Source organism: Methylobacterium symbioticum (assembly GCF_902141845.1).
Taxonomy (GTDB): domain Bacteria; phylum Pseudomonadota; class Alphaproteobacteria; order Rhizobiales; family Beijerinckiaceae; genus Methylobacterium; species Methylobacterium symbioticum.
This window is the reverse complement of the sequence record NZ_CABFPH010000028.1, coordinates 1-21,717: the sequence shown is the minus strand read 5'-3', so window position 1 is coordinate 21,717 and position 21,717 is coordinate 1. Positions and strand designations below refer to the sequence as shown.

Sequence of the window (21,717 nt, the reverse complement as noted above, 5' to 3'; positions counted from 1 at the left end):
GAGGCGTCGGTCCGGGTCAGTTCGACCTAGCCGAGGTCAACGGCACCAAGCGATCCTATCTATTCCGCAGGCGACAACAATGCCTTCCACACGAAGCCGATTAACGCCTGCAAGCTGAAGACCGATGATGTCTCCATAAGGCGGCGAGCTCCTCGACGCCCCCACGAAAGGAGACACCGATGAAACACCTTCTGCTTGCCCTGATGCTCACGACGGCCGGCACCGTCCTTCCCCCTCATGCCAAGGCGGAGCAGGCCCCGGTCGTCGCCCAGACACCGGCGACGGTCTACTACCGTTCCGCGACGGTCGACGGCGTCAAGGTCTTCTACCGCGAGGCCGGCCCGGCCGGCGGCCCGGTCGTGCTGCTCCTGCACGGATTCCCGGCCTCCTCGCACATGTTCCGCAACCTGATACCGACGCTCGCGGACCGCTACCGCGTCATCGCGCCCGACTACCCTGGCTTCGGCCAGAGCGACGCGCCCGACCACACCCGGTTCGCCTACACCTTCGGCCACTACGCCGACCTCGTGGACGGCCTGCTCGGCCAGCTCGGCGCCAAGTCCTACGCGATGTACGTGATGGATTACGGCGCGCCGGTCGGCTACCGCCTCGCCCTCAAGCACCCCGAGAGGGTGACCGGCCTGATCGTCCAGAACGGCAACGCCTACGACGAGGGGCTGCGCGAGTTCTGGGATCCGATCAAGGCCTACTGGGCCGACGGCTCGGCCAAGAGCCGCGATGCGCTGTCGGGTCTCGTGACCCTCCCCACGACGATCTTCCAGTACACGGACGGCGTGAGGGACGTCTCCAGGATCAGCCCGGACAACTGGGTCCACGACCAGGCCCTGCTCGACCGGCCCGGCAACAAGGACATCCAGCTCGACCTGTTCTACGACTACCGCACGAACGTGCCGCTCTACCCGCAATTCCAGGCGTTCTTTCGCGAGCGCAAGCCGCCGACGCTGATCGTCTGGGGCAAGAACGACAAGATCTTCCCCGAGGAAGGGGCGCACCCCTACCTGAAGGACCTGCCGGACGCGGAGCTGCACATCCTCGACACTGGCCACTTCGCGCTGGAGGACAAGCTGGACGAGATGGCGCCTCTCATCCGCGGCTTCCTCGACAAGCAGGTGGCGAAGCGCTGACCCTTCTGACGGGCCTGGCCGGTAGGCGCGACGCGGACCGCGCCCCTTTCATGGGGGTGCGGTCCTTGGCATTACTGCCGCGTTTCGGTGACCGTGAGAGCGAAGCATCTGCGGGGGAGACTTGGCGAAGGTTGGAAGTCGGTCGAGAGGCTGAGCTCGCGCCAGGCACGCAGCTCGGCCAGCCGCGCCTCGTCGCCGGCCTCGGCCCGCGCGTAGGCGTCGCTACCCAGCACCAGACGCAGCGGCGGGGCCTTCGCCGAGACCACAGCCATCATCGCTCGGGCGGCGCGCTCTGGGTCGCCGGGCTGTTTGCCGTCGTAGGCCCGCTGCATGGCGGCGACCTGGCCGACGGTCTCGGCGTAAGCCGGGCTGCCTTCCGCGATGCGCGTCGACGATCCCGCGAAGTCCGTCCGGAAGCCGCCGGGCTCCACGATGGTGACGTGCACGCCGAAGGGCTTCATCTCGATGGCGAGAACCTCGGAGAACCCCTCCACGCCGAACTTCGCGGCCGAGTACGGGCCGCGACCGGTCGCGCCGGTTCGCCCCCCGATGGAGGAGACCTGCAGGAAGTGGCCACAGCGCTGCGTCCGGAACAGCGGGATGGCCGCCTTGGTCACGTTGACGACGCCGAACAGGTTGGTCTCGACCTGCGCCCGGAACGAGGCGAGGTCGGTGTCCTCGATGGGGGCGACGTCGCCGTAGCCGGCGTTGTTGACCACGACATCGAGGCGGCCAAACCGCTCCGCGGCAGCCTCGACCGCCCAACACGCGGCCACCTCGTCGGTGACGTCGAGTGGCAGGGCGAGCACACGCTCGCCGCCGGCCTCCACGAGGTCGGCGAGGGAAGCAGGGTCGCGCGCCGTCGCGCAGAGCCGCTCGCCCGCCGCGACGACGGCCTGGGCCAACGCCCGGCCGAGGCCACGCGACGAGCCCGTGACGAACCAGGTCCTATCCATCTCAACCACCTCTCGGTCATGCTTCGACGATGTCGACATCGGTGGCTGAGCGACCGTCCTCAAGCATCGCGTCGCGAACCTCTCCATTGCCGAGAGAGGAATAAAGATCGGGGCCGTCGTCCATTATCATCCTTGTCGAGAAGCGGTGGGCGCAGCGCCCGCCCGACAACATCCCGACCTCACAGGAGAACGGTCATGACCACGGTCTCTATCGTCGCCGGCCCACGCCTCCACCTCGCGCAGCGCATTAGGGAAGTCGCCGCAAACACGCCGGCCGCCTACTTCGGCATCGTGCTGGGGCTGTCCGGCCTCGGCGGTGCTTGGCGCGCGGCCGCGCTCGCCTGGCACCTGCCCGCATTCGTCGGGGAAGCGGTCTACGCCCTCGCCGGCGCGGTCTGGGCCGTGCTCGTCGTCCTCTATGCCCTCAAGGCCATCCTCGCCCCGGACAAGTTGGCAGCCGAGGCGGCCCATGCGGTCCAGTGCTGCTTCATCGGCCTCGCCGGCGTGGCGACCATGCTCGTCGCGAGCGGGCTCATCCCTTACTCGGCCGGAGCCGCCACCGTCCTGTTCGGCCTCGGCTTCCTGTTCACGCTGGGCTTCGCGGTCTGGCGGACGGGCGGCCTCTGGCAAGGCGGCCGGGACCACGGCACCACCACCGCGGTGCTGTACCTGCCGACCGTGGCCGGAAGCTTCGTCTCGGCGACCGGAGCGTCGGCCCTGGGCTACCAGGATTGGGGTCAGCTCGCGCTCGGCGCCGGCCTGTTCTCCTGGCTCGCGATGGAATCGGTTCTGCTTCACCGCCTGCTGACCGGGCCTGAGAAGCCCGTCGCGTTGCGCCCGACCCTGGGCATCCAGCTGGCGCCCGCGCCGGTGGGAGCCGTGGCCTACCTCTCGGTCGGGGGCGGAGCGCCGGACCTCTTCGCGCATGCCCTGATCGGCTACGGTCTGCTCCAGGTTCTGGTTCTGGCCCGGCTCTCGCCGTGGATCGCGAAGGCCGGCGCTGTCCCCGGGCTCTGGGCCTTCAGCTTCGGCGCGACTGCCATGGCAACGGCCCCGGTTCGCCTCGTTGCCCATGGCGATGCCGGAGCGGTCGCCGTCCTCGCCCCGGTGCTTTTCCTGGCAGCGAACGGCCTCGTCGTCGGCCTTACCATCATGACCGTGGCTTTACTGCTCCAGGGCAAGATGTTTGCTGCACCGACGGTAGCCAGCCAAGCACGGACGTGACCGCGCCCCCGGTCATCCCGCCAAGTAACCCGACGACTGCTTTCAAAGGGTTGTTGAGTGCCTTGCTGTTGGACCAACCACCGATCACGGTGGAGCGTTCTTGTTTGTGTTGCTTCGGCAGCGGTTCGTTGCCGAGGACGTTATGATGGTCGGAGTAACCATTCCATCCCAACAACAGATGTCGACCCCCAAGCGGTCATTCGATGGCTTCGGTCGGAGGTCCGCTGATGGCGCACAGCCGAATAATCGGCGGGCGAACTCCTGACCCTTTGCAGACCTTCGAGGCACCACCGCCGAAGGTCCGAACGGGGTGGGAAGCGGCCTCTCCCGCCTTACCCGGAAGGTAACCTTCCGCGTCCAACCCAACCCGGTCGCCCCTTCTGCTGTCCATCTGCCTCAAGAGAGGGCTCCGTGGCGTCACCGGGCGGTCACTGGTTTATGGGAGGCCCATCAATCCGTTGCACGACACTCCGCGTATTCGATCAGGCTGCGGTCTCCTGCCCGCACCCATGATCTACCTTTGAACCGTTCGATTGCCTGAGCGGAATTTGCCGCCGGTACGAATAGCAGAATGGGTCGCCGCGCCGGTCGCCGCCGATTTTGGCTCGCATCAAAATACATCAGCGCATCGGCGATTTTAACGTTTTTTAACCAGCGCACAGCGCGCAACACGAGTATCTCTTCCTGCCTGAGCCCCAAGCCGGTGTATCGTTATGAGCCATCAGAGTGACGACGAGCAGGGCGGACAAAATCGCCGTGAAATCCTTCAGGTCGCTGGCGCCGCTGCCGCGGCGGGTCTTCTCGGTGCACCGGCTGCTTCCGCGCAGGCTGCGCGATCGAGCGGGCGTGACGACGGTCCGCTCGGCGCGCGCCTCCAAGGCGTGCAGCATTTCGGCGTCACGGTTCAGAACATGGACCGGGCCTTCGCCTTCTACACCGAGGTGCTCGGCGGGACCGAGGTCATGCGGGACGGCGACTTCAAGGGGGAGCCGGTCCATTACACGCTGATGGCCGACCAGGAGATCGTCGCCCGCGAGCGCCGGGTCGATCCTCGCACCATCGGCGTCCCGGATCTGAAGGGCGGCTCGCAGCGGCTCGATGTCCGCTTTGTCCAGTTCGAGAACGTCGTCATCGAACTCCTGCAGTACCGCGACGCCGCACAGCCAATAGGCGGCGGCGACAGCTGGGCCGAGCCGCGCGACCACATGAGCCCGGCCTACCCGCGCTCGATGCACATCTGCTTCTACATCCGCGACGACGTGAACTTCGACAAGTTCATCGCCGATCTCGAGGCCGAGTGTGCCCGCCGCGGCATGACGCAGGTCAGGGCGAACCGCACCGTGCCAGTGCATTCCGAGGAGGAGCGCCGCGCGGCGCCGAAGAATACCAATACAATTAAGATCCACGAGGGTCCATCGAACGGCTGGTCGATTATCTACTGCAAGGGCCCCGAGGGCGAGCAGCTCGAATTCGTCCAGGTGCTTGGTCCCGTGAAGAAGACGTTCGCCGATGCTGCGGCGCGCCGTACGGCGGCGAGTCGAGGCTAGAACCTTGCTCGACGGAGCGGATGCCGGTTCGTCGTAGGAAATGCGGCAAGATCGAAGATCCGGAGGAGCGCCCGCGTGCAACGTAATCCGGCGCAGCCCTGGTGGGCGTATCTGATGAAAGCAGGACGAAACCACGTCAGCGCGGACACGGAGCCCAGTGATGATGCGCTCTCGCCATCGATGTCTTGCCGGAGTGCTCGTGCTCTCGATGGGACATATGGGGCAGCCCGTGGCGCAGGTTGGACCGGGCCGTGGCTACGACCCGATACCCGACGGAGCCTTCTCGGTCGTCGCGGAGGTTCGCGCGAAGCCCGGCAAAGAAGATGAACTGAGGGCCGCAACCCTGCCGCTGATCGCGCTCGTTCGGAGCGATCCCAAGAATCTCGTCTACTTCCTCCAGGAAGACCGGTTCTCGAGCGGGCATTTCATCTTCTACGAGGTCTTTGCCACTGAGGCCGACTTCGAGGCGCACAACGGGCAACCGTACGTCCGGGCCTGGTTCGATCGGCTTCCGGAACTCGCTCTCGGGGGCGTGCAGGCCATGAAGATGCGCGTGCTCAGGGGGCCGTATCCGTGAGATAGGCCGAGCCAGAATCCCGCCAGTTCAGTCGTGTCGTTCGATCGTGGCGCCTGCTCGGATCGACGAATAAGGGACAATCCGATGAGCGTTCCCCCCTCACCCAAGATCGATCGACGCGCGGTCGTGACCGCCGCGGCGGTCGCGGCGGCGGGGATGCCGTCCATGTCCGGGGCACAGGCCGCGGGTTCGAAAGGCTCGGTCGCAGTCTCCCTCACGGTCAACGGCGAGCATCGGCGCCTCGACTTCGACAGCCGTGTGACGCTGCTCGACGCCCTGCGCGAGCATCTGCACCTCACGGGCACGAAGAAGGGGTGCGATCACGGCCATTGCGGCGCCTGCACGGTGCTGGTGAACGGGATCCGTATCAACGCCTGCCTGAGCCTCGCGGCCATGCACGAGGGCGACGAGATCACCACGGTCGAGGGCCTCGGCCGGTCAGACGCCCTGCACCCGATGCAGGCGGCCTTCATCGAGCACGACGCCTTCCAGTGCGGCTACTGTACGCCGGGCCAGATCTGCTCGGCCGTAGCCGTCTTGGCCGAGGTCGCGGCGGGCGTGCCGAGCCACGCCACCGGTGATCTCACGGCACCGATGATGCTCGACAACGGCGAGTTGCGCGAGCGCATGAGCGGCAACATCTGCCGCTGCGGCGCCTATTCCAACATCGCCGACGCCGTTGCCGACGTCGCGGGGAGGCCCTGATGCAGCCCTTCACCTACGAGCGGGCTGCGAGCATCGAAGCGGCCGTCGCAACCGTCGCCTCGCGGCCGGGCGCCCGGTTCATCGCGGGCGGCACGAACCTGCTCGACCTGATGAAGGTGCAGATTGAGACGCCGGCCCATCTCGTCGACATCCGGCACCTGCCCCTGCGGGCCATCGAGGATCTGCCGGACGGCGGCCTGCGCCTCGGTGCGCTCGCCACCAACACCGAGGTCGCTGCCCACCTGCGGGTGAAGCGCGATTACGGGATCCTCGCGCGGGCGATCATGGCCGGCGCCACGGGGCAGTTGCGCAACAAAGCGACGACCGCCGGCAACCTCCTGCAGCGCAACCGCTGCCCGTACTTCTATGAGACGAATCTGCCGTGCAACAAGCGCCGGCCGGGATCCGGCTGCTCGGCCCTCGGGGGCGTCACCCGCTCGCTCGCGGTCGTGGGCACGAGCTCCCACTGTATCGCCTCGAATCCGGGCGACATGGCCGTGGCTTTGCGGGTCCTCGATGCCGCGGTCGAGACCATGAGGCCCGACGGGTCGCGCCGCCGGATCCCGATCGGGGATTTTCACCGGCTGCCGGGCGACCGGCCGGAGATCGAGCACCCTCTCGAACCGGGCGAACTCGTCACCGCCGTCACGCTCCCGCGGCCGCTGGGCGGGACGCACCACTATCACAAGGTCCGCGACCGGGCCTCCTACGCTTTCGCAATTGTGTCGATCGCGGTCGTCCTGCAGGAGGACGGGACGGGGCGGGTCGCGTTCGGGGGCGTCGCACCGCGGCCCTGGCGGGTGGAGGAGGCGGAGGCGCTCCTGCCGGACGGCGCGGCCGCCGTCGTGGGGACGGCCTTCCAGGGCGCGACGCCGACGCCGGAGAACGCCTTCAAGATCCCGCTCGCCGAGCGCACGCTCAAGCTGGTGCTGAGCGAAGGGAGGGCGTGACATGCGATTCGACACCCCCGCCGGGCAGAACCCCATCGACGGTCAAGCGATCGTCGGGCGGCCTCACCGCCGCGTCGACGGCGCCCTGAAGGTCACCGGGACGGCGCCCTACGCCTACGAGCGGCACGATGCGGCGATCGATCCCACCTATGGCTGGATCGTCGGCGCCACGATCGCCCGCGGGCGGGTCACGCGGATCGACGCCGCGGCCGCGCGGGCAGCTCCGGGCGTCCTCGCGGTCTTGACGACGCTTGAGCACGACCCCGCCCCGCCGGGTTTCCGGACGACACTGCACCTGTTCGGCGGCGCCGAGGTGCGCCACTATCACCAATCCGTCGCGCTCGTCGTGGCCGAGACCTTCGAGGAGGCGCGGTCGGCGGCCCATCTCCTGCGCATCGACTATGAATCCGAGCCGGTGCGCTGCGACCTGGCAGCGGAGGCTCCCCGGGCCGAGCCGGCCGCGGATCGCGACAGCCCCGACTACCCCGTGGTCGATCGGATCGGAGACGCCGAGGCCGCGCTCGCCGCCGCGCCCGTGACCCTGGACGAGACCTACACCACTCCCGACCAGACGCACGCGATGATGGAGCCGCACGCCACCACGGCCGCGTGGCGCGACGGCAAGCTGACGATCTGGACCTCGGCCCAGGTCGTGTCCTGGCACCGCAACAGCCTCGCGCAGTCGCTCGGCATCGCCAAAGAGGATCTGCGCCTGAACGCCCCGTTCATCGGTGGGGGTTTCGGATCGAAGCTGATAATGCGCAGCGACGCGCTTCTCGCCGCGCTCGGCGCCAGGGCCGTCGGACGCCCCTGCAAGGTCGCGCTGCAGCGTCCCCTCATCGCCAATAACGGCACGCGCCGCGCCGGCACCATCCAGCGCATCCGCCTCGGTGCGACCCGCGACGGCCGGCTCGCGGCAGTCAGTCACCACAGCCTCAACGGCAACCTGGCCGGCGCCTTCGCCGAGGCGGCGATCGCGCCGACGCGGCTCCTCTACGGTGCCTCGAACCGCGACTTGTCGATGACGCTCGCGACCCTCGACCTCGCCGAGGGCAACGACATGCGGGCGCCCGGGGAGGCCCCCGGCCTGATGGCGCTTGAGATCGCGATGGACGAGATGGCCGAGAGACTCGGCCTCGACCCCGTCGCGTTCCGAATTTGGAACGACACGCAGGTCGATCCGCGCAAGCCGCAGCGGCGTTTCTCGGAGCGCCACCTGGTCGAGTGCCTGGAGGTCGGCGCGGAGCGCTTCGGCTGGGCCCGCCGCAACCCGGTACCCGCTTCGGTGGGCGACGATCGCTGGCTCGTCGGCATGGGCATGGCAGCGGGCTTTCGCCAGAACCTGCTGATGCCGTCCGGTGCCCGCGTCCGGCTGGAGCAGGACGGCCGGCTCTCGATCGAGACCGACATGACCGACATCGGGACCGGCAGCTATACGATTCTCGCCCAGACGGCCGCCGAGATGATGGGCTTGCCGATCGAGGCCGTGACGGTGCGTCTCGGCGACTCGGACTATCCCGAGGCCGCTGGCTCCGGCGGACAATTCGGCGCGAACAACGCGACGTCCGGGCTCTACGCCGCCTGCACGGCTTTGCGGACGAGCGTCGCTGCGCGGCTCGGCTTCAACGCCGAGGACGCGGCGTTCGCGGACGGGATGGTCACGGTGGGAAGCCGGAGCCTTCCTCTTCTCGACGCCGTGAAGGCTGGGCCGCTGACTGCCGAGGATCGGATCACCTACGGCGACCTCGACAAGGAGTTCGTCCAGGCCACCTTTGGGGCGCAGTTCGCCGAAGTCGCCGTGAACCGGTTCACCGGGGAGATGCGCCTGCGCCGCATGCTCGCGGTCATCGATGCCGGCCGGGTGCTCAATCCGCTCACGGCGCGAAGCCAGGTGATCGGTGCAATGACGATGGGGGTCGGATCGGCGCTCATGGAGGCGCTCGTCGTCGACACGCGCCACGGCTTCTTCATCAACCATGACCTCGGCGGCTACGAGGTGCCCGTCCACGCCGACATCCCGCACCTGGACGTCGTGTTCCTCGATCACCCGGACCCGGTCTCGTCCCCGATGAAGGCCAAGGGCATCGGCGAGATCGGCTTGTGCGGCGCAGCCGCGGCGGTGGCGAACGCCGTCTACAACGCGACCGGAATCCGGGTGCGCGACTATCCCGTCACGCTCGACAAGCTGCTCGACGGGCTGCCGCGCACGGCCTGATTCCTCACCTGCGGAGAAGAGCGATGTCTTATCATCCCGTTCCGGTGACGCATGTCGGCCTAACCGTCACCGACATCAAGGCAGCGACCGAGTGGTACACCAAGGCATTCGGCTGCCGTCACATCATCGGGCCGCTCCATATCCGGCACGACGGCTCGCATATCGGCGAGGTGTTCAAGGGGATCTTCGGTGATCGGTTCGAGGAAGGATACGTGTCCCACCTCGCCACCGCGAACGGAGTCGGGATCGAACTCTTCGAGTTCGTCACGCCGAAGTCGGAAGCCGCGGACGACAACTTTTGCTACTGGAGGACCGGCGTCTTCCACTTCTGCTTGGTCGACCCGGACGTCGACGGCCTGGCGCGGCGGATCGCCGAGATGGGCGGCAAGCAGCGCTCGAAGGTCTGGACCTTGTTCGAGGGAGAGCCGTTCAAGGCCGTCTACTGCGAGGATCCGTGGGGCAACCTGATCGAGATCTACTCCCATTCGACGGAGCTGATGTACGCCAACCGGCGCGACACGGCCGCCCGGGCCGAGTGAGAGCCTGTCCTACTAGGTTCCGCGGAGGCGACGTCCTGCATGCCATGCCGGACGCGCGAAAGCGGAGCCCGGAGTGACGAAGAGCGCGTCAACAAGGTTCGACAAGCCGAAATATCTGTGACACGAGGAGAGATCCCGCGCATGACGACGACTGCCGATCGTGAGCTGTTTTCTCCGACGAAGATCGGAGCCATCGACGTCGCCAACCGAGTCGCGATGGCACCGTTGACGCGCTCGCGCGCGGACATGGAGGGCGTCCATTCGCACCTCGCCGTCGCGTATTATCGGCAGCGTGCCTCGGCCGGCCTCATCATCACCGAGGCGACCAACGTCTCCCGGCAAGGCCGGGGCTACGCCTTTACGCCGGGCATCTACACGGAGGCGCAGGTCGAGGCCTGGAAGCCCGTGACCTCGGCCGTGCACGAGGCAGGCGGGCGGATCGTCTGCCAGCTCTGGCATGTCGGGCGCATGTCGCATGTCAGCCTTCAGGAGAACGGCGAGGCGCCCGTCTCGGCCTCGGCGATCCAGGCCGGTGAGCTTGTCTTCCTTGAGAGCCGCACGCAGGCACCCCCCTCCATGCCGCGCGCGCTGCGGACCGACGAGATCCCCGGCGTGATCGACGACTACAGGCGCGCCGCGTCCCTGGCGAAGCAGGCGGGCTTCGACGGGGTCGAGGTGCATTCCGCGAACTGCTACCTGCTCGATCAGTTCATCCGCGACAGCACGAATCGGAGGACGGACCGCTACGGCGGCTCGATCGAGAACCGCACGCGGCTCCCCATCGAGGTCGTCACGGCGGTGGCGGAGATCTGGGGCGCCGACCGCGTCGGCCTGCGGCTCTCGCCGATGACGCGGGCCGTCGGCGACACCCCGCTCGACAGTGACCCGCAGGCGACCTACGGCCATCTCGCCCGGCGGCTGGGAGAACTCGGGCTCGCTTATCTCCACTGCGTCGAGGGTCAGACGCGCGGGCCCAACGGGTCGTCCTCGTTCGACTACAAGGCGCTGCATGCCGCGTTCGGCGGGGCCTACATCGCCAATAACGGCTACGACCGGCAACTCGCGAGCGAGGCGGTAGAGTCCGGCTACGCCGACATGATCGCCTTCGGCCGTCCCTTCATCGGCAATCCGGACCTGGTCGAGCGGCTGCGCCGCAAGGCCCCTCTCGCGGAGGCCGACCCGGCGACGTTCTATGGCGGCGGAGCGGAGGGCTATACTGACTATCCGCCCTTGGACCACGCGGCTATCGCTTGATCGAGGGCAACGTCAGGCCAGGGAGACTGGATGGCGCGCTTCGCTGCCGGGTCTCGCCTTGCCGGCGAGACGCGCCCGCGCGGCCCTGAGATCGGGCGTGTCGAGCGCTTCGTCGAAGCCGCCTAGGATGGCGGCGAGATCGGCCCGGCCGCCATACCGGTCATCCAGCACGGCGAGGCTCGTCGCGGCCCGCAGGTGCCACGTCGCGGCTCCCTGGCGGCCGGCCAGATCGACCGCCTGGCGGAAGTGCCGCGCCGCGTCCGGCATGCCCGCGTCGCCGGCCGAGGCGAGAAGGATCTCGCCCTTGATGCGCAGCAGTTCCGGCCGGCACCAGAGTTCGCCGCCGCGCTCGGAGGCGGCGAGCGCGGCGTCGATGCGGGCTAGCGCGTCCGGAAGGCGGCCATGCGCTGCGAGGCCCGACGCCAGCGAGCCTAAATAGGCCGGGCGCCGCATCCGGAAGCCGATCTCCCCCATCTCGACCAGGGCATCCTCGAGGCGGTGCAGCCCGCCTGCATCGCCCCGGCGGAGGCTCATGATCGCTTCGAGGCCGTCGGCGATGACCCGCCAGATCCGCATGGCGTGCCGCGCGACGTGGTCGCCGAGCCGGGCGAGGCCGCGCTCGGCCTCGTCGAGATCGCCGCCATGGAGCGCGATCGGGATCACCGTGTGCGCCAGGGCATTCGTGAGGGCGAAGGCCTGGCCGCCGGCCTCGGCCTCGGCGAGGGCGCGCCGCACCTCTACGAAGGCGTGAGCCGGCCGGCCCTGGAGCCACAGGACGTTCGCGAGCGTGCCGCGCGCCGCGACCAGGCCGTGATCCTCCAGGCGTCGACCGGGGGCGTCCCGGCGCGCCGCACGGGCCAGCAGGCGCTCCGCCGCCTCGCGGGCCTCGTCGAGACGGCCGAGATAGCGGAGCGAGGTGGCGGCGGGCCGGTCGACGGCCGCGCCGGCCGCGCGGTCCCCGCCGGCGGCCGCTAGCGTCCTGATGCGCTCCGTCAGGGCGAACGAGGCACGGTGATCGCCGATCCAGGTCTGGAAGTCGCACAGGCCCCACAGCGCCCGCAGCTGACCGTCGAGGTCGGACAGTCGCTCGGCGCGGTCGAGCGCGCCGCGCCACAGCTCCGCGATCCGCGGGGTCGGGCCCTCGACCTGCAGCAGGGCGGCGGCGAGCGACGCCCGCAGCGTGATCTCGTCCCGGTCCTCCGGACCATGGGAGGGTACAACCGACGCGAGCGCCCGCTCGCTCGTCTCGATCCGCTCTTGGAGCAGCGCGAGCGTGTCCCACACCACGAGTGCCTCGGCTGCCAGCGCTCGACCGAGGGCGGGATCGCGCCCATCGGTCAGGCACCAGTCGAGAGCGGCGCGGACGTTGTGGACGAGCGCAATCGGATCCTCGGGGCGGTCGGAGCCCGGCTGCGCACTCCTGCGGCCTGAAACGGCGCGACATTGCGCAAGGCAGAGTTCCGCGTGCCGCCGACGGACCGCATTGCCCTCGCCGCTCTCAGCGAGCCGCTGCAATCCGTAGTCCCGCGTCGTGTCGAGAAGCCCGTATCGCGGCGACGACCCGGGGTGCGCGACGACCAGCGACTTGGCGACGAGATCGGCCAGATGGCCGATGCACCCGCCCTCGGCCTCGCCCGGCAGTCGGCCGACCGCGAGCGCCGCGTCGAGCGGGAAGACCCCGTGAAAGACGGAAAGCCGTCGAAACAGAGCCTGCTCCTCCGTCGACAGCAGTCCGTGGCTCCAGCCCAGCGTCGCGGTCAGGCCTCGATGGCGGGGATGACCCGCCCGTCGGCCGTCGTCCAAAAGGGCCAGGCGCTCCTTCAGCAGGCGAAGGAGGCCGCGAAGTCCGAAGGCCCCGACCCGGGTCGCGGCGAGTTCCAGGGCCAGCGGCAGCCCGTCGAGGCGGCGACAGATCTCGACGACGGTTGGCGCGTCCTCGTCCCGGAGGCCGAAGCCCGGAGCGGCGGCCGAGGCGCGCGCCACGAACAACGCGACGGCCGGAGAAGTCAGAGCGTCGCTCGCGGTCAGCGCCCCGTGCAGTGTCGGACTTGCTAAGGGCCGGAGGTGATGCACGACCTCGTGCGCCGTCCGAAGGGGCTCGCGGCTCGTGGTCAGTACGTGGGTTCCGGGAGCGGCGGTCGCGAGCAGGGTGGTCAGCCGGGCCGCCTGATCGAGGGAGTTCTCGCAGCAATCGAGGATGAGCAGGCACTGCCGGTCCACCAGGGCCGCCGTGAGTGCGGCCTGAGGATCGTCCGCATGGATGGCGATCCCCATCTCCTGCGCGACCGCGCTCGCGAGGTAGCGGTCGCTATCGAGGACGCACAGGTCGACCATCCAGACTCCGTCCCGGAACTGTCCGACGACGTCGTGTCCCAAAGCCACGGCCAGGCTGGTCTTGCCGACGCCGCCCGGACCCGTGATCGTGACCAGCGGTCGCTGCAGCACCTTCGCCGAGATTTCCGCGAGATCCTCTGTTCGGCCGAGCAGATCCGTGGATCTCGGAAGGTTATGGCGCCGGGCTGCCGCCGGGATCGGCCAGGATGTGACGTCGACGGGCGCGACGAAGCGGTACCCCTGTCCACTCACCGTCGCGATGAAGCGCGTCTCCGGCTCCGGCCCTTCGAGTGCGCGCCGGATCGCCGCGATGTTGACCTTCAGATTGGATTCGTCGACCGTCGTCCGCGGCCATGCGCGCTTGGTGAGGTCCTCCTTGCTGACGACTTGTCCTGCACGTTCGACGAGCGCGTTCAGGATCTCCATCGGTCGTCCTCCGAGCCGTACGACCTTTCCGGCTCGCCACAGCCGCTGCTCGGAGGGGATCAAGACGAAGTCACCAAAAATATAGCGGACGGCTGTGCCCTCTCGCGTATCCATGTCGCTGCCGCTATCGCCTGCCCGTTCAAAACGGAGAGGTTTTGATCTTGCTACGCTTTCTGTTGCTGCACCGTCAGAAAGTCGTCAAGGCATCAGGCACCCTTACGGCTTTCCCGCCCGATAGCGGTTATTTCGATCCGTTCACATCCGTCGATTGGAGTTGCTATGCGGAGTTCCCGGAAGCGGACGGTACGATGGTCCGCTTCGGGTCGGTAGGAGGCCGTCCGCTTTTCCGGCCAACCTGTTACGAAGCGGCCATTCCGGTTTCGGCCACCGTCAGTCGTTCAAGTCCACCCGATCGGCTCAGACTGCCCAGAAGCGGACCTTCCAAGGGACCATCTGGGGTCATGAGTAGGCGCTTCAGCGAGGCACTCACTCATCCAAACGACTCCGGTCTGGCCAGCGGAAATAGGCCTTTTGGCGATCGCGAGCGTGCGCCCCTCGCGCAAGACCGCCCCCTATTGCCGAACAAAAAAATGGGTCCCTTTCTGAAGGGTGCACAACCGCGGGCGCGCAAGCGGCAAGGCCCCGGCCAGACAGACGAGCAGCTCGGCTCAATCTCGACCGCGCTCTCCGCTCCGGTCAAGATCGCTGCCGCGAGAGGCGATCACATCGATCACAAGATCACCAGGCGTAGGTTGGCAGTGAACCCGTGCGTCCGCCTCAGCTTTACCTTATGCATTGGATTGGCCCGACACGTCCCGAGCTCACCGGGCACAGGTCGGACGGAAGCGACCCAGCGTAACTGCCCCTTGTTCGTCCGCGGAAGTCCATTCAGATCCAGAGATCGTGTGGGGGCCTATGTTAGGGCCAAGACACATGTTTCCCAAGAAAACATTGCGTCTACAGTGGATTACCGAGACAAATTGGCGGAAGGGGTGGGATTCGAACCCACGGTGGAGTTGCCCCCACGGCGGTTTTCAAGACCGCTGCCTTAAACCACTCGGCCACCCTTCCAAGGCGTTCTGGAGATTGGGGCAATCGGGGTCTCCGAGGGTGCGGAGCCTGCCCCGTGCGACCGTTTCGCCACCCTCCCGACCGGTGGCCTTCTGTATGGCTGCCCGCAGGTCAGCGTCAACAGCCGTGCGAGCGCGGGCGGGCCGAGGCGGAGCCTGCGGCGGCTATTCCGCGGGAGCGAGCTGGCGCGCGGCGTCCCGCCGCGTCAGCCCGAAGAAGCCGAGGGCCGCGGCGAAGATGACGGCGCCGAAGGCGGCCGCGATCCCGAGCACGAGCCCGAAGCCGCCGCGCTCGTGCAGCACGGCGATCAGGGGCACGACGAAGCCGCTCACCGTGAAGCCAAGGAAGTAGCGCACGCTGTAGGCCCGCGCCCGGAAGGCCGGCGGCACGTAGCGGGCGACCATCGCATCGTTGATGACCACTTGGCCGTAGAGCGCCGCCATCGTCAGGACGAGGCCGAGGAGGAGGGGCAGGCCCGTGCTCACCGCCGCGAGGCCGAGCCCCAGCGGCTGCAGGATCGCGAGGCCGAGGAAGAGCGTCGGCAGGCTGTAGCGGTCGATCAACCGCCCCATCAGCAGCTGGGTCAGGGCGCCGAACACGAAGACGAAGGTCGCGACCGACCCGATCAGGACGAGCGGCAGCCCGTCTCCGACGCGCTCGTCCACGACCTTGGGCAGGGCGATGGTCGTGATGTTGAAGGTCATGCCGCCGGCGACGATCGCGAAGGCGAACACGACGAGGAGCGGGAGCGGGCGCGCGACCGCGATGACGGGCGCGCCTCCGGCCTTGCCGCGCGCCCCCTCGCCATCGCCGGGAACGAGCGCCAGGAAGGCGGCGCCGCAGGCGAGGCAGAACAGGCCGGGCACGACGAAGGCCGCTTGCCAGCCGAGCCCGGCCGCCAGCAGCGCCGTGACGCCGGAGGCGGTGGCCGCGCCGAAATTGCCCCAGACCCCGTTGATGCCGAGATCATGGCCGAGGCGGCGCGCATGGGTGACCAGCATGGTCGAGCCGACCGGGTGATAGATCGCCGAGGCGAGCCCCAGCACGCAGAGCCAGACCGCGAAGGCGGTCGGGCTCGCGGCGCTCGCCACGCCCAGGCAGGACAGGCCGTAGCCGAAGAAGAAGATCGCCAGCATGGTCCGCCGCCCGAACCGGTCGGCGAGCCAGCCCATCGGCAGCGAGCAGAGCCCGAAGGCCACGAAGGCGCCTGTGGCAAGCCCGATCAGCTCGCCGTAGCTCAGGCCCGTCTGCGCGGCGATGGCGATGACGGCGGTCGGGTAGATGAGCAGCACGAAATGGTCGAGGGCGTGCGCCACGTTGACGAAGCGCAGGGTGCGGCGGGACAGGGTATCGGCGTCCATCGGGCGGGCCTCGCGGAGATGCCCGCTCTGTACCTGACCCGTTGTACGGTGTCGGGCCGAAGATGTACGGGATCGGGCCAGGGAGGCCGCATGCGTTCGATCCGGGCCGAGGATTACCAGGATGTGCCGCGGGCGGTCGCGGTGATGCCGAAATCCTTCGCGGCCGGGAGCAGCACCGACCGGCATTTCCATCCGCGCGCGCAGCTGCTCTACGCCACCGCCGGCCTGATGATGGCGACCGCCGAGGACGGCACCTGGGTCGTGCCGGAGGGGCACGCCCTCTGGATCCCACCGCGCCTGCCGCATGCGGTGGCGATGCACGGCGAGGTCGCGATGTGCTCGGCCTATCTCGCCGCCGACGCGGTCGCCGGCTTTCCGGCCCGGGCCCGGGTCATCGAGGTCTCGGCCCTGCTCGCCGCCGCGCTCGCCGCGCTCACGCGGGAGCCCGTGCTCTACGACGTCGCCGGGCGCGGCGGCCATCTGGCGGCCCTCGTGCTCGACGAGATCCGGCGGGCTCCGGAGACCCGGCTGACCCTGCCCCTGCCGAGCGATCCGCGCCTCAGGCGGATCTGCCTCGAACTGATCGACGACCCGGCCTCCCCCCGCGATCTCGACGCCTGGGCGGATGAGGGCGGCGTGAGCCGCCGGACGCTGACGCGCGGGTTCCGCCGCGAGACCGGCCTCAGCTTCGGGCAGTGGCGGGCCAGGGCTCGGGTGGTGCGGGCCCTCGCGCTTGCCGCCGACGGCCAGGGCCCGCGTCAGGTCGCCGCCTCCGTGGGCTACCGCAGCCTCCAGGCCTTGCGCGACAGAACCGGCAAGCTCGTTGGATCGGCCGACGGGTCATGACCGGCTGCGATCCGTCACCCGACCACCCACGCATCCCGCAGGAGGCCAAGGCGGATCAAGCAGCCCGTCTCGCCGTGCGAAATGCCGATACGATTTTGGAAAAATCTCGGGAAATTTGGTCGGAGTGGCAGGATTTGAACCTGCGACCCCCACGTCCCGAACGTGGTGCGCTACCAGACTGCGCTACACTCCGAAGGCCGGGCGTTGCCGGCGAGCGGGCTTATAGCCGTGCCTTTTCCGGGCCGCAAGCGGAGTCTGCGCTCCTTTTTGCGGCAGGGCCGAAATCCCTCCGTCAGGGCAGCCAGGCCGGCCAGTTCGGGGGCAGGGCGCGGCGGGCGAGGGCCTTCACCGAGCCGGCCGCGGCGAGGGCGCCGACCGTGCCGGGGCCGGGCTCGAGATGGTGCAGGGACCAGGTGCCGGGATCGCCGGCCATCGCATGCTCCCGCCCGGCATCCAGGCGGAGCAGGCACGGGGGGCCGGGCGGCAGGCTCACGCTGAAGCGGGTGAGCGGCAGGGCGAGGCCGGCGCCGAGGGCCTTCACCACCGCCTCCTTGCGGGTCCACAGGGCGAAGAAGGCCGCCTCGCGGGCCGGGCCGTCGAGACGGGCCAGCGCGGCGGTCTCGTCGGGCGCGAAATGCCCGAGGGCGATGCGGAGCGCGTCGGGTAGGGGCCGCACGCTCTCGACATCGACGCCCAGCGGCGCTTCCGTCGAGAGCCCGACCAGCGCCCGTCGTCCCGAATGCGAGAGGTTGAAGGCGAGCGACGCCCCCGCAAGCGCGGGCTTGCCTCCGGGCGCGGCGGTGAAGGCGAGGTCGCGCGGGTCGCAGCCCAGGGCCCGGCCGAGGATCAGCCGTGTCGCGGCATGGCTCGCCGCGAAGCGCGCCCGGTCTTCGAGCCGCAGATAGCGCGCCATGCGCGCCCGCTCCTCCGCCGAGAGGGTGGCCGTGCAGAGCGCGAGGTCCGCCTCGGAGAGGGCCAGATCGATCGTCCACACGATGGTGCCGGCGTGGGGGCCTGGCTCCGTGAGCGGCCAAGGGGGCGGATCGGCCGTGGAGCCGTTCGGGTCAGGCGAGGCGGGCGGGGGAGGAGCGTGCACGGGAGGAGGAGGGTTCGCCGGAATCGCCGATGGCGGGATTGCAGGGCAGGATCGAGCGCGCCTCCGGGAAGCGCAAGCGCGGCCCGGCGCAGGCCCGTGCAAAGCGTGGACGGGTGCGTGGGGAGGGGGCCGCGAGGGCTTCGCCCATCCAGCCGGAGCGTGCCATAGAGGCGCCCGACCGCCAGACAGCCGAGCCGCCATGCCCGCCAGGAAGTCCGCTCCGCCGATCCCGGATCTCGAACCGGACCTGACGCCCGAGGCGGCGCGCGCGGCGCATGCCGCGCTCTCGGAGCAGATCGCCGAGGCCGACCGTCTCTACCACCAAGAGGACGCGCCCGAGATCACGGATGCGGAGTACGACGCCCTCCGGCGTCGCCTGGAGACCCTGGAGACCCGCTTCCCCGACCTCGCCGGCACGGGGGCCGCCAGCGCCTCGGTGGGCGCCAAGCCCTCGGAGAAATTCGCCAAGGTGCGGCATGCCGTGCCGATGCTCTCGCTCGGCAACGCCTTCGCGGACGCGGAGGTCGAGGACTTCGTCGCCCGCGTGCGCCGCTTCCTGAACTGGCCGGAGGCGGAGCCGCTCGCCTTCACCGCCGAGCCGAAGATCGATGGCCTGTCCCTGTCGCTGCGTTACGAGGACGGCGTCCTCGTCACCGCGGCGACGCGCGGCGACGGCGAGGTCGGCGAGAACGTCACCGCCAATGCCCGCACGGTGCAGGACATCCCCGAGCGGCTGGTGGGCGACGGGGTGCCGCCCCTCTGCGAGGTGCGCGGCGAGATCTATCTGAGCCATGCCGACTTCGCCGCGATCAACGCGCGCCAGGAGGCCCAGGGCAAGCCGCTCTTCGCCAATCCGCGCAATGCGGCCGCCGGCTCGCTGCGCCAGCTCGATCCCGCGATCACCGCTTCGCGTCCGCTTCGCTTCTTCGCCTATGCCTGGGGCGCGGTGGAGCCCGCCTTCGAGGGCACCCAGTCCGGCGTCATGGATCGCTTCCGGGCCTGGGGCCTGCCGGTGAACCCCCTCAGCGTGCGCTGCCCGGACATCGCGGCGATGCTGGCGCATTACCGGTCGATCGAGCGGCAGCGCGCCGACCTCGGCTACGACATCGACGGCGTCGTCTACAAGGTGGACGACCTCGCCCTCCAGCGCCGGCTCGGCTTCGTCTCGCGCTCGCCGCGCTGGGCGCTCGCCCACAAGTTCGCGGCGCAGGAGGCCTTCACGGTGGTGGAGGAGATCGCGATCAATGTCGGCCGCACCGGCTCGCTCAACCCGCTCGCCAAGCTCCGCCCGGTGACGGTGGGCGGCGTGGTGGTCTCGAACGCGACCCTCCACAACGAGGGCTATGTGAAGGGCGTCGGCGGCGACGGCGAGCCGATCCGCGATGGCCGCGACATCCGCGTCGGCGACACCGTGATCGTGCTGCGCGCGGGCGACGTCATCCCGAAGGTGATGGACGTCGTCCTCGACAAGCGGCCGGCCGACTCGCAAGCCTATGCCTTCCCCGAGACCTGTCCGGCCTGCGGCAGCAAGGCGGTGCGGGCCTTCAACCCGCGCACCAAGAAGCCGGATTCGGTGCGCCGCTGCACCGGCGGCCTGATCTGCCCGGCGCAGGCCGTGGAGCGCCTGAAACACTTCGTCTCGCGCAACGCCTTCGACATCGAGGGCTTCGGCGAGACCTATATCGAGACCCTGTTCGAGGATGGCCTGGTGCGCCAGCCGGCCGATATCTTCCGGCTCGATTTCGAGAAGGTCGCGGCCTCCCTCGCGGCACGGCGCCGGGCGCTCGCCGAGGCGCGGGCGCGGCAGAAGGAGGAGGCCGCGCGCGCGGCCGGCGAGACCCCGAAGCCGGTCAAGGCGGCCAAGAAGAAGGAGGGCGAGCGCCAGCTCGCCATCGAGAACCTGTTCGCGGCGATCGCGGCGCGCCGCACGGTAACCTTCCCGCGGCTTCTGTTCGCCCTCGGCATCCCGAATATCGGCGAGGTGACGGCCAAGGAGCTCGCCAAAATCTTCCCCGACATGCGCGCCCTGATCGCGGCGGTGGACGCGGCTGCCGCCTGCCGGCCCGGCGAGGGCTGGCTCGCGCTCGACGCGGTCGACCGCATCGGCTCTGTCGCCCGCGACGCGCTGCTCGACCACGTCTCGGCGCGCGCAGCGGCGGGCGAGCCGGTCGACGCCCAGGCGCCCGGTGCGGTGAAGGGGCTCGGTCCCGCCGCGCGCGAGAACCTGATCGCGGCCTTCGGCGAGGGCGAGGCCCTCGACGCCGCGTTGCTGCGCGCCGCCCGCGAGCGCCCCTGCGCCGCCTATCTCGGCTTCGCGGAAGGGGCGAGCGATGTCGGCGACGTGGTCAAGGATGCGCTGATCGACTTCTTCGCCGAGGCGCATAACCGCGACGCGGTGGAGGCGCTGCTCGCCGAGGTGACGCTCGCCCCGGCCGAGGCGCCCGCCGCCACCGGAAGCAGCGAGCTCGCCGGCAAGATCGTCGTCTTCACCGGCAGCCTGGAGCGGATGACCCGCAACGAGGCCAAGGCCACCGCCGAGCGCCTCGGCGCCAAGGTCGCCTCCTCGGTCTCGGGCAACACCGATCTCGTGGTGGCCGGACCCGGCGCCGGCTCCAAGCTGAAGGAGGCGGAGAAGCACGGCGTCGCGGTGATCAGCGAGGCGGAGTGGCTGGCGCGGATCGGGGCTGGGTGAGGGCGCGGGCGCCCTCTACCGTCAACGCCGCCGCAACGCCGTCTTGGCGGCCTCCCGCGCCCGTTGCTCGAACCGGGCGAGGCGAATGCGCCTCTCCAGGGAGGGACGGTCGGCGCCGGGGGGGACGGCGATGACCTCGGCGAGGATCTCGCGCTCCGGATAGAGGCTCTCCAGGGCCGAGCCGGCGAGCGTCGCCGAATCGAGCCGGTCGGCGAAGCGGGTCTCGTGGCAGGCGCGCACGATCTCGGCTTCGAGCACGAGGCCGGGCGCCTGGGCGCGGAGCCCCTCGTCGTAGGCGGTCTTCAGGAGCGTCGCGGTGCCCGATCCGACCAGGGCGAGGCTGATGGCGATCGGCCTTCCGTCGAGGGTCAGGCTGTCGGCGCGGGCCGTGACGGGGCCGGCGCCCTCCGCGAAGAGCGCCCGGGCGAGGGCGGCATGGGGCGGGCGGCAGGCCATGGCGGTGCCGGCCTCGCCCTTCCAGCCCGCCCGCTCCAGGGCGAGGAAGTTCTCCACCGCGGCGGCCAGCGCCGCGCCCCCGGTGGCGCTGTCGAGCCGGAGGAGGCCGGTCTCGGACAGACGCTTCGTGCGCCGCCGCAGGTCCTTCAGCCGGCTCCGGTTCGGATGCCCGGCCTGGAAGGCATCGAGGCTCGCGCGGCGCGCGAGCACCGGCCGCGCGAAGGTGGCGACGGGGCCGAGCGACCAGCCGGCCCGGCCCATCGCCGCACGCATCGCCGTGCCGGCCGGGCTGTCGAGCCGCAGCAGCGGCCAGCGCCAGGCGC

General features: G+C 69.6%; 16 protein-coding genes and 2 tRNA genes. 11 read left to right on the top strand and 7 right to left on the bottom strand.

What is annotated here, in order from left to right; genetic code table 11:
• Positions 1 to 179 precede the first annotated feature (179 nt).
• A complete protein-coding gene (locus MET9862_RS11670; RefSeq protein ID WP_142583126.1) occupies positions 180 to 1,145 on the top strand; it encodes an alpha/beta fold hydrolase in 966 nt (321 codons plus the stop codon).
• 71 nt (positions 1,146 to 1,216) lie between these two features.
• On the opposite strand, the gene MET9862_RS11665 is transcribed toward MET9862_RS11670, so the two are convergent.
• Positions 1,217 to 2,101 (bottom strand): oxidoreductase, encoded by an 885-nt coding sequence (locus MET9862_RS11665; protein WP_142583125.1) that lies wholly within the window; start codon positions 2,099 to 2,101, stop codon positions 1,217 to 1,219.
• A gap of 195 nt (positions 2,102 to 2,296) precedes the next feature.
• Here MET9862_RS11665 and tehA point away from each other — a divergent pair, with 195 nt between their 5' ends.
• The 8 genes from tehA to MET9862_RS11625 all read left to right on the top strand — a co-directional run bounded on the left by tehA (position 2,297) and on the right by MET9862_RS11625 (position 11,112).
• The gene (gene tehA, locus MET9862_RS11660) at positions 2,297 to 3,325 is read left to right on the top strand and encodes a dicarboxylate transporter/tellurite-resistance protein TehA (protein WP_142583124.1); all 1,029 of its coding nucleotides are present in this window, start codon (positions 2,297 to 2,299) and stop codon (positions 3,323 to 3,325) included.
• 881 nt (positions 3,326 to 4,206) lie between these two features.
• The gene (locus MET9862_RS11655) at positions 4,207 to 4,872 is read left to right on the top strand and encodes a VOC family protein (protein WP_142583123.1); all 666 of its coding nucleotides are present in this window, start codon (positions 4,207 to 4,209) and stop codon (positions 4,870 to 4,872) included.
• Positions 4,873 to 5,032: 160 nt separating this feature from the next.
• Positions 5,033 to 5,449, top strand: coding sequence for a putative quinol monooxygenase (locus MET9862_RS11650; RefSeq protein WP_210248100.1), 417 nt, complete (start codon positions 5,033 to 5,035; stop codon positions 5,447 to 5,449).
• 84 nt (positions 5,450 to 5,533) lie between these two features.
• Positions 5,534 to 6,154 carry an aldehyde dehydrogenase iron-sulfur subunit PaoA gene (gene paoA, locus MET9862_RS11645; RefSeq protein ID WP_142583122.1) on the top strand — a complete coding sequence of 207 codons (621 nt, stop codon included), beginning with the start codon at positions 5,534 to 5,536 and terminating at the stop codon, positions 6,152 to 6,154.
• Entirely contained in the window at positions 6,154 to 7,104 is a 951-nt protein-coding gene (locus MET9862_RS11640) for an FAD binding domain-containing protein (RefSeq protein WP_142583121.1), read from the top strand. Before paoA ends, MET9862_RS11640 begins: the two co-directional genes overlap by 1 nt.
• A 1-nt stretch (position 7,105) precedes the next feature.
• Complete coding sequence (paoC, locus tag MET9862_RS11635) at positions 7,106 to 9,319, top strand: aldehyde oxidoreductase molybdenum-binding subunit PaoC (protein ID WP_142583120.1); 2,214 nt, start codon at positions 7,106 to 7,108, stop codon at positions 9,317 to 9,319.
• 23 nt (positions 9,320 to 9,342) lie between these two features.
• The gene (locus tag MET9862_RS11630) at positions 9,343 to 9,858 is read left to right on the top strand and encodes a VOC family protein (protein WP_142583119.1); all 516 of its coding nucleotides are present in this window, start codon (positions 9,343 to 9,345) and stop codon (positions 9,856 to 9,858) included.
• Positions 9,859 to 9,999: 141 nt separating this feature from the next.
• Positions 10,000 to 11,112: an alkene reductase gene (locus MET9862_RS11625; protein ID WP_142583118.1), complete on the top strand. Its 1,113-nt coding sequence runs from the start codon at positions 10,000 to 10,002 to the stop codon at positions 11,110 to 11,112.
• 12 nt (positions 11,113 to 11,124) lie between these two features.
• On the opposite strand, the gene MET9862_RS11620 is transcribed toward MET9862_RS11625, so the two are convergent.
• The 3 genes from MET9862_RS11620 to MET9862_RS11610 form a co-directional block, all read right to left on the bottom strand.
• Positions 11,125 to 13,986 carry an ATP-binding protein gene (locus MET9862_RS11620; RefSeq protein WP_142583117.1) on the bottom strand — a complete coding sequence of 954 codons (2,862 nt, stop codon included), beginning with the start codon at positions 13,984 to 13,986 and terminating at the stop codon, positions 11,125 to 11,127.
• A gap of 867 nt (positions 13,987 to 14,853) precedes the next feature.
• A tRNA-Ser gene (locus tag MET9862_RS11615) sits at positions 14,854 to 14,943 on the bottom strand.
• A gap of 164 nt (positions 14,944 to 15,107) precedes the next feature.
• On the bottom strand, positions 15,108 to 16,304 hold the full coding sequence (locus tag MET9862_RS11610) for an MFS transporter (protein ID WP_142583116.1): 1,197 nt from the start codon (positions 16,302 to 16,304) through the stop codon (positions 15,108 to 15,110).
• 90 nt (positions 16,305 to 16,394) lie between these two features.
• On the opposite strand from MET9862_RS11610, the gene MET9862_RS11605 reads away from it, so the two are divergent.
• The gene (locus MET9862_RS11605) at positions 16,395 to 17,150 is read left to right on the top strand and encodes a helix-turn-helix domain-containing protein (RefSeq protein WP_142583115.1); all 756 of its coding nucleotides are present in this window, start codon (positions 16,395 to 16,397) and stop codon (positions 17,148 to 17,150) included.
• A 116-nt stretch (positions 17,151 to 17,266) separates the two neighbouring features.
• Here MET9862_RS11605 and MET9862_RS11600 read toward each other — a convergent pair.
• Both MET9862_RS11600 and MET9862_RS11595 read right to left on the bottom strand, forming a co-directional pair.
• Positions 17,267 to 17,343, bottom strand: a tRNA-Pro gene (locus MET9862_RS11600).
• Between the two features lie 99 nt (positions 17,344 to 17,442).
• Positions 17,443 to 18,144: a 4'-phosphopantetheinyl transferase family protein gene (locus tag MET9862_RS11595; protein WP_244612683.1), complete on the bottom strand. Its 702-nt coding sequence runs from the start codon at positions 18,142 to 18,144 to the stop codon at positions 17,443 to 17,445.
• 301 nt (positions 18,145 to 18,445) lie between these two features.
• Here MET9862_RS11595 and ligA point away from each other — a divergent pair, with 301 nt between their 5' ends.
• Positions 18,446 to 20,938: an NAD-dependent DNA ligase LigA gene (gene ligA / locus MET9862_RS11590; protein WP_142583114.1), complete on the top strand. Its 2,493-nt coding sequence runs from the start codon at positions 18,446 to 18,448 to the stop codon at positions 20,936 to 20,938.
• Between the two features lie 21 nt (positions 20,939 to 20,959).
• On the opposite strand, the gene MET9862_RS11585 is transcribed toward ligA, so the two are convergent.
• Positions 20,960 to 21,717, bottom strand: a 758-nt coding sequence (locus MET9862_RS11585) for a GNAT family N-acetyltransferase (protein WP_142583113.1), incomplete at its 5' end; no start/stop codon positions are given.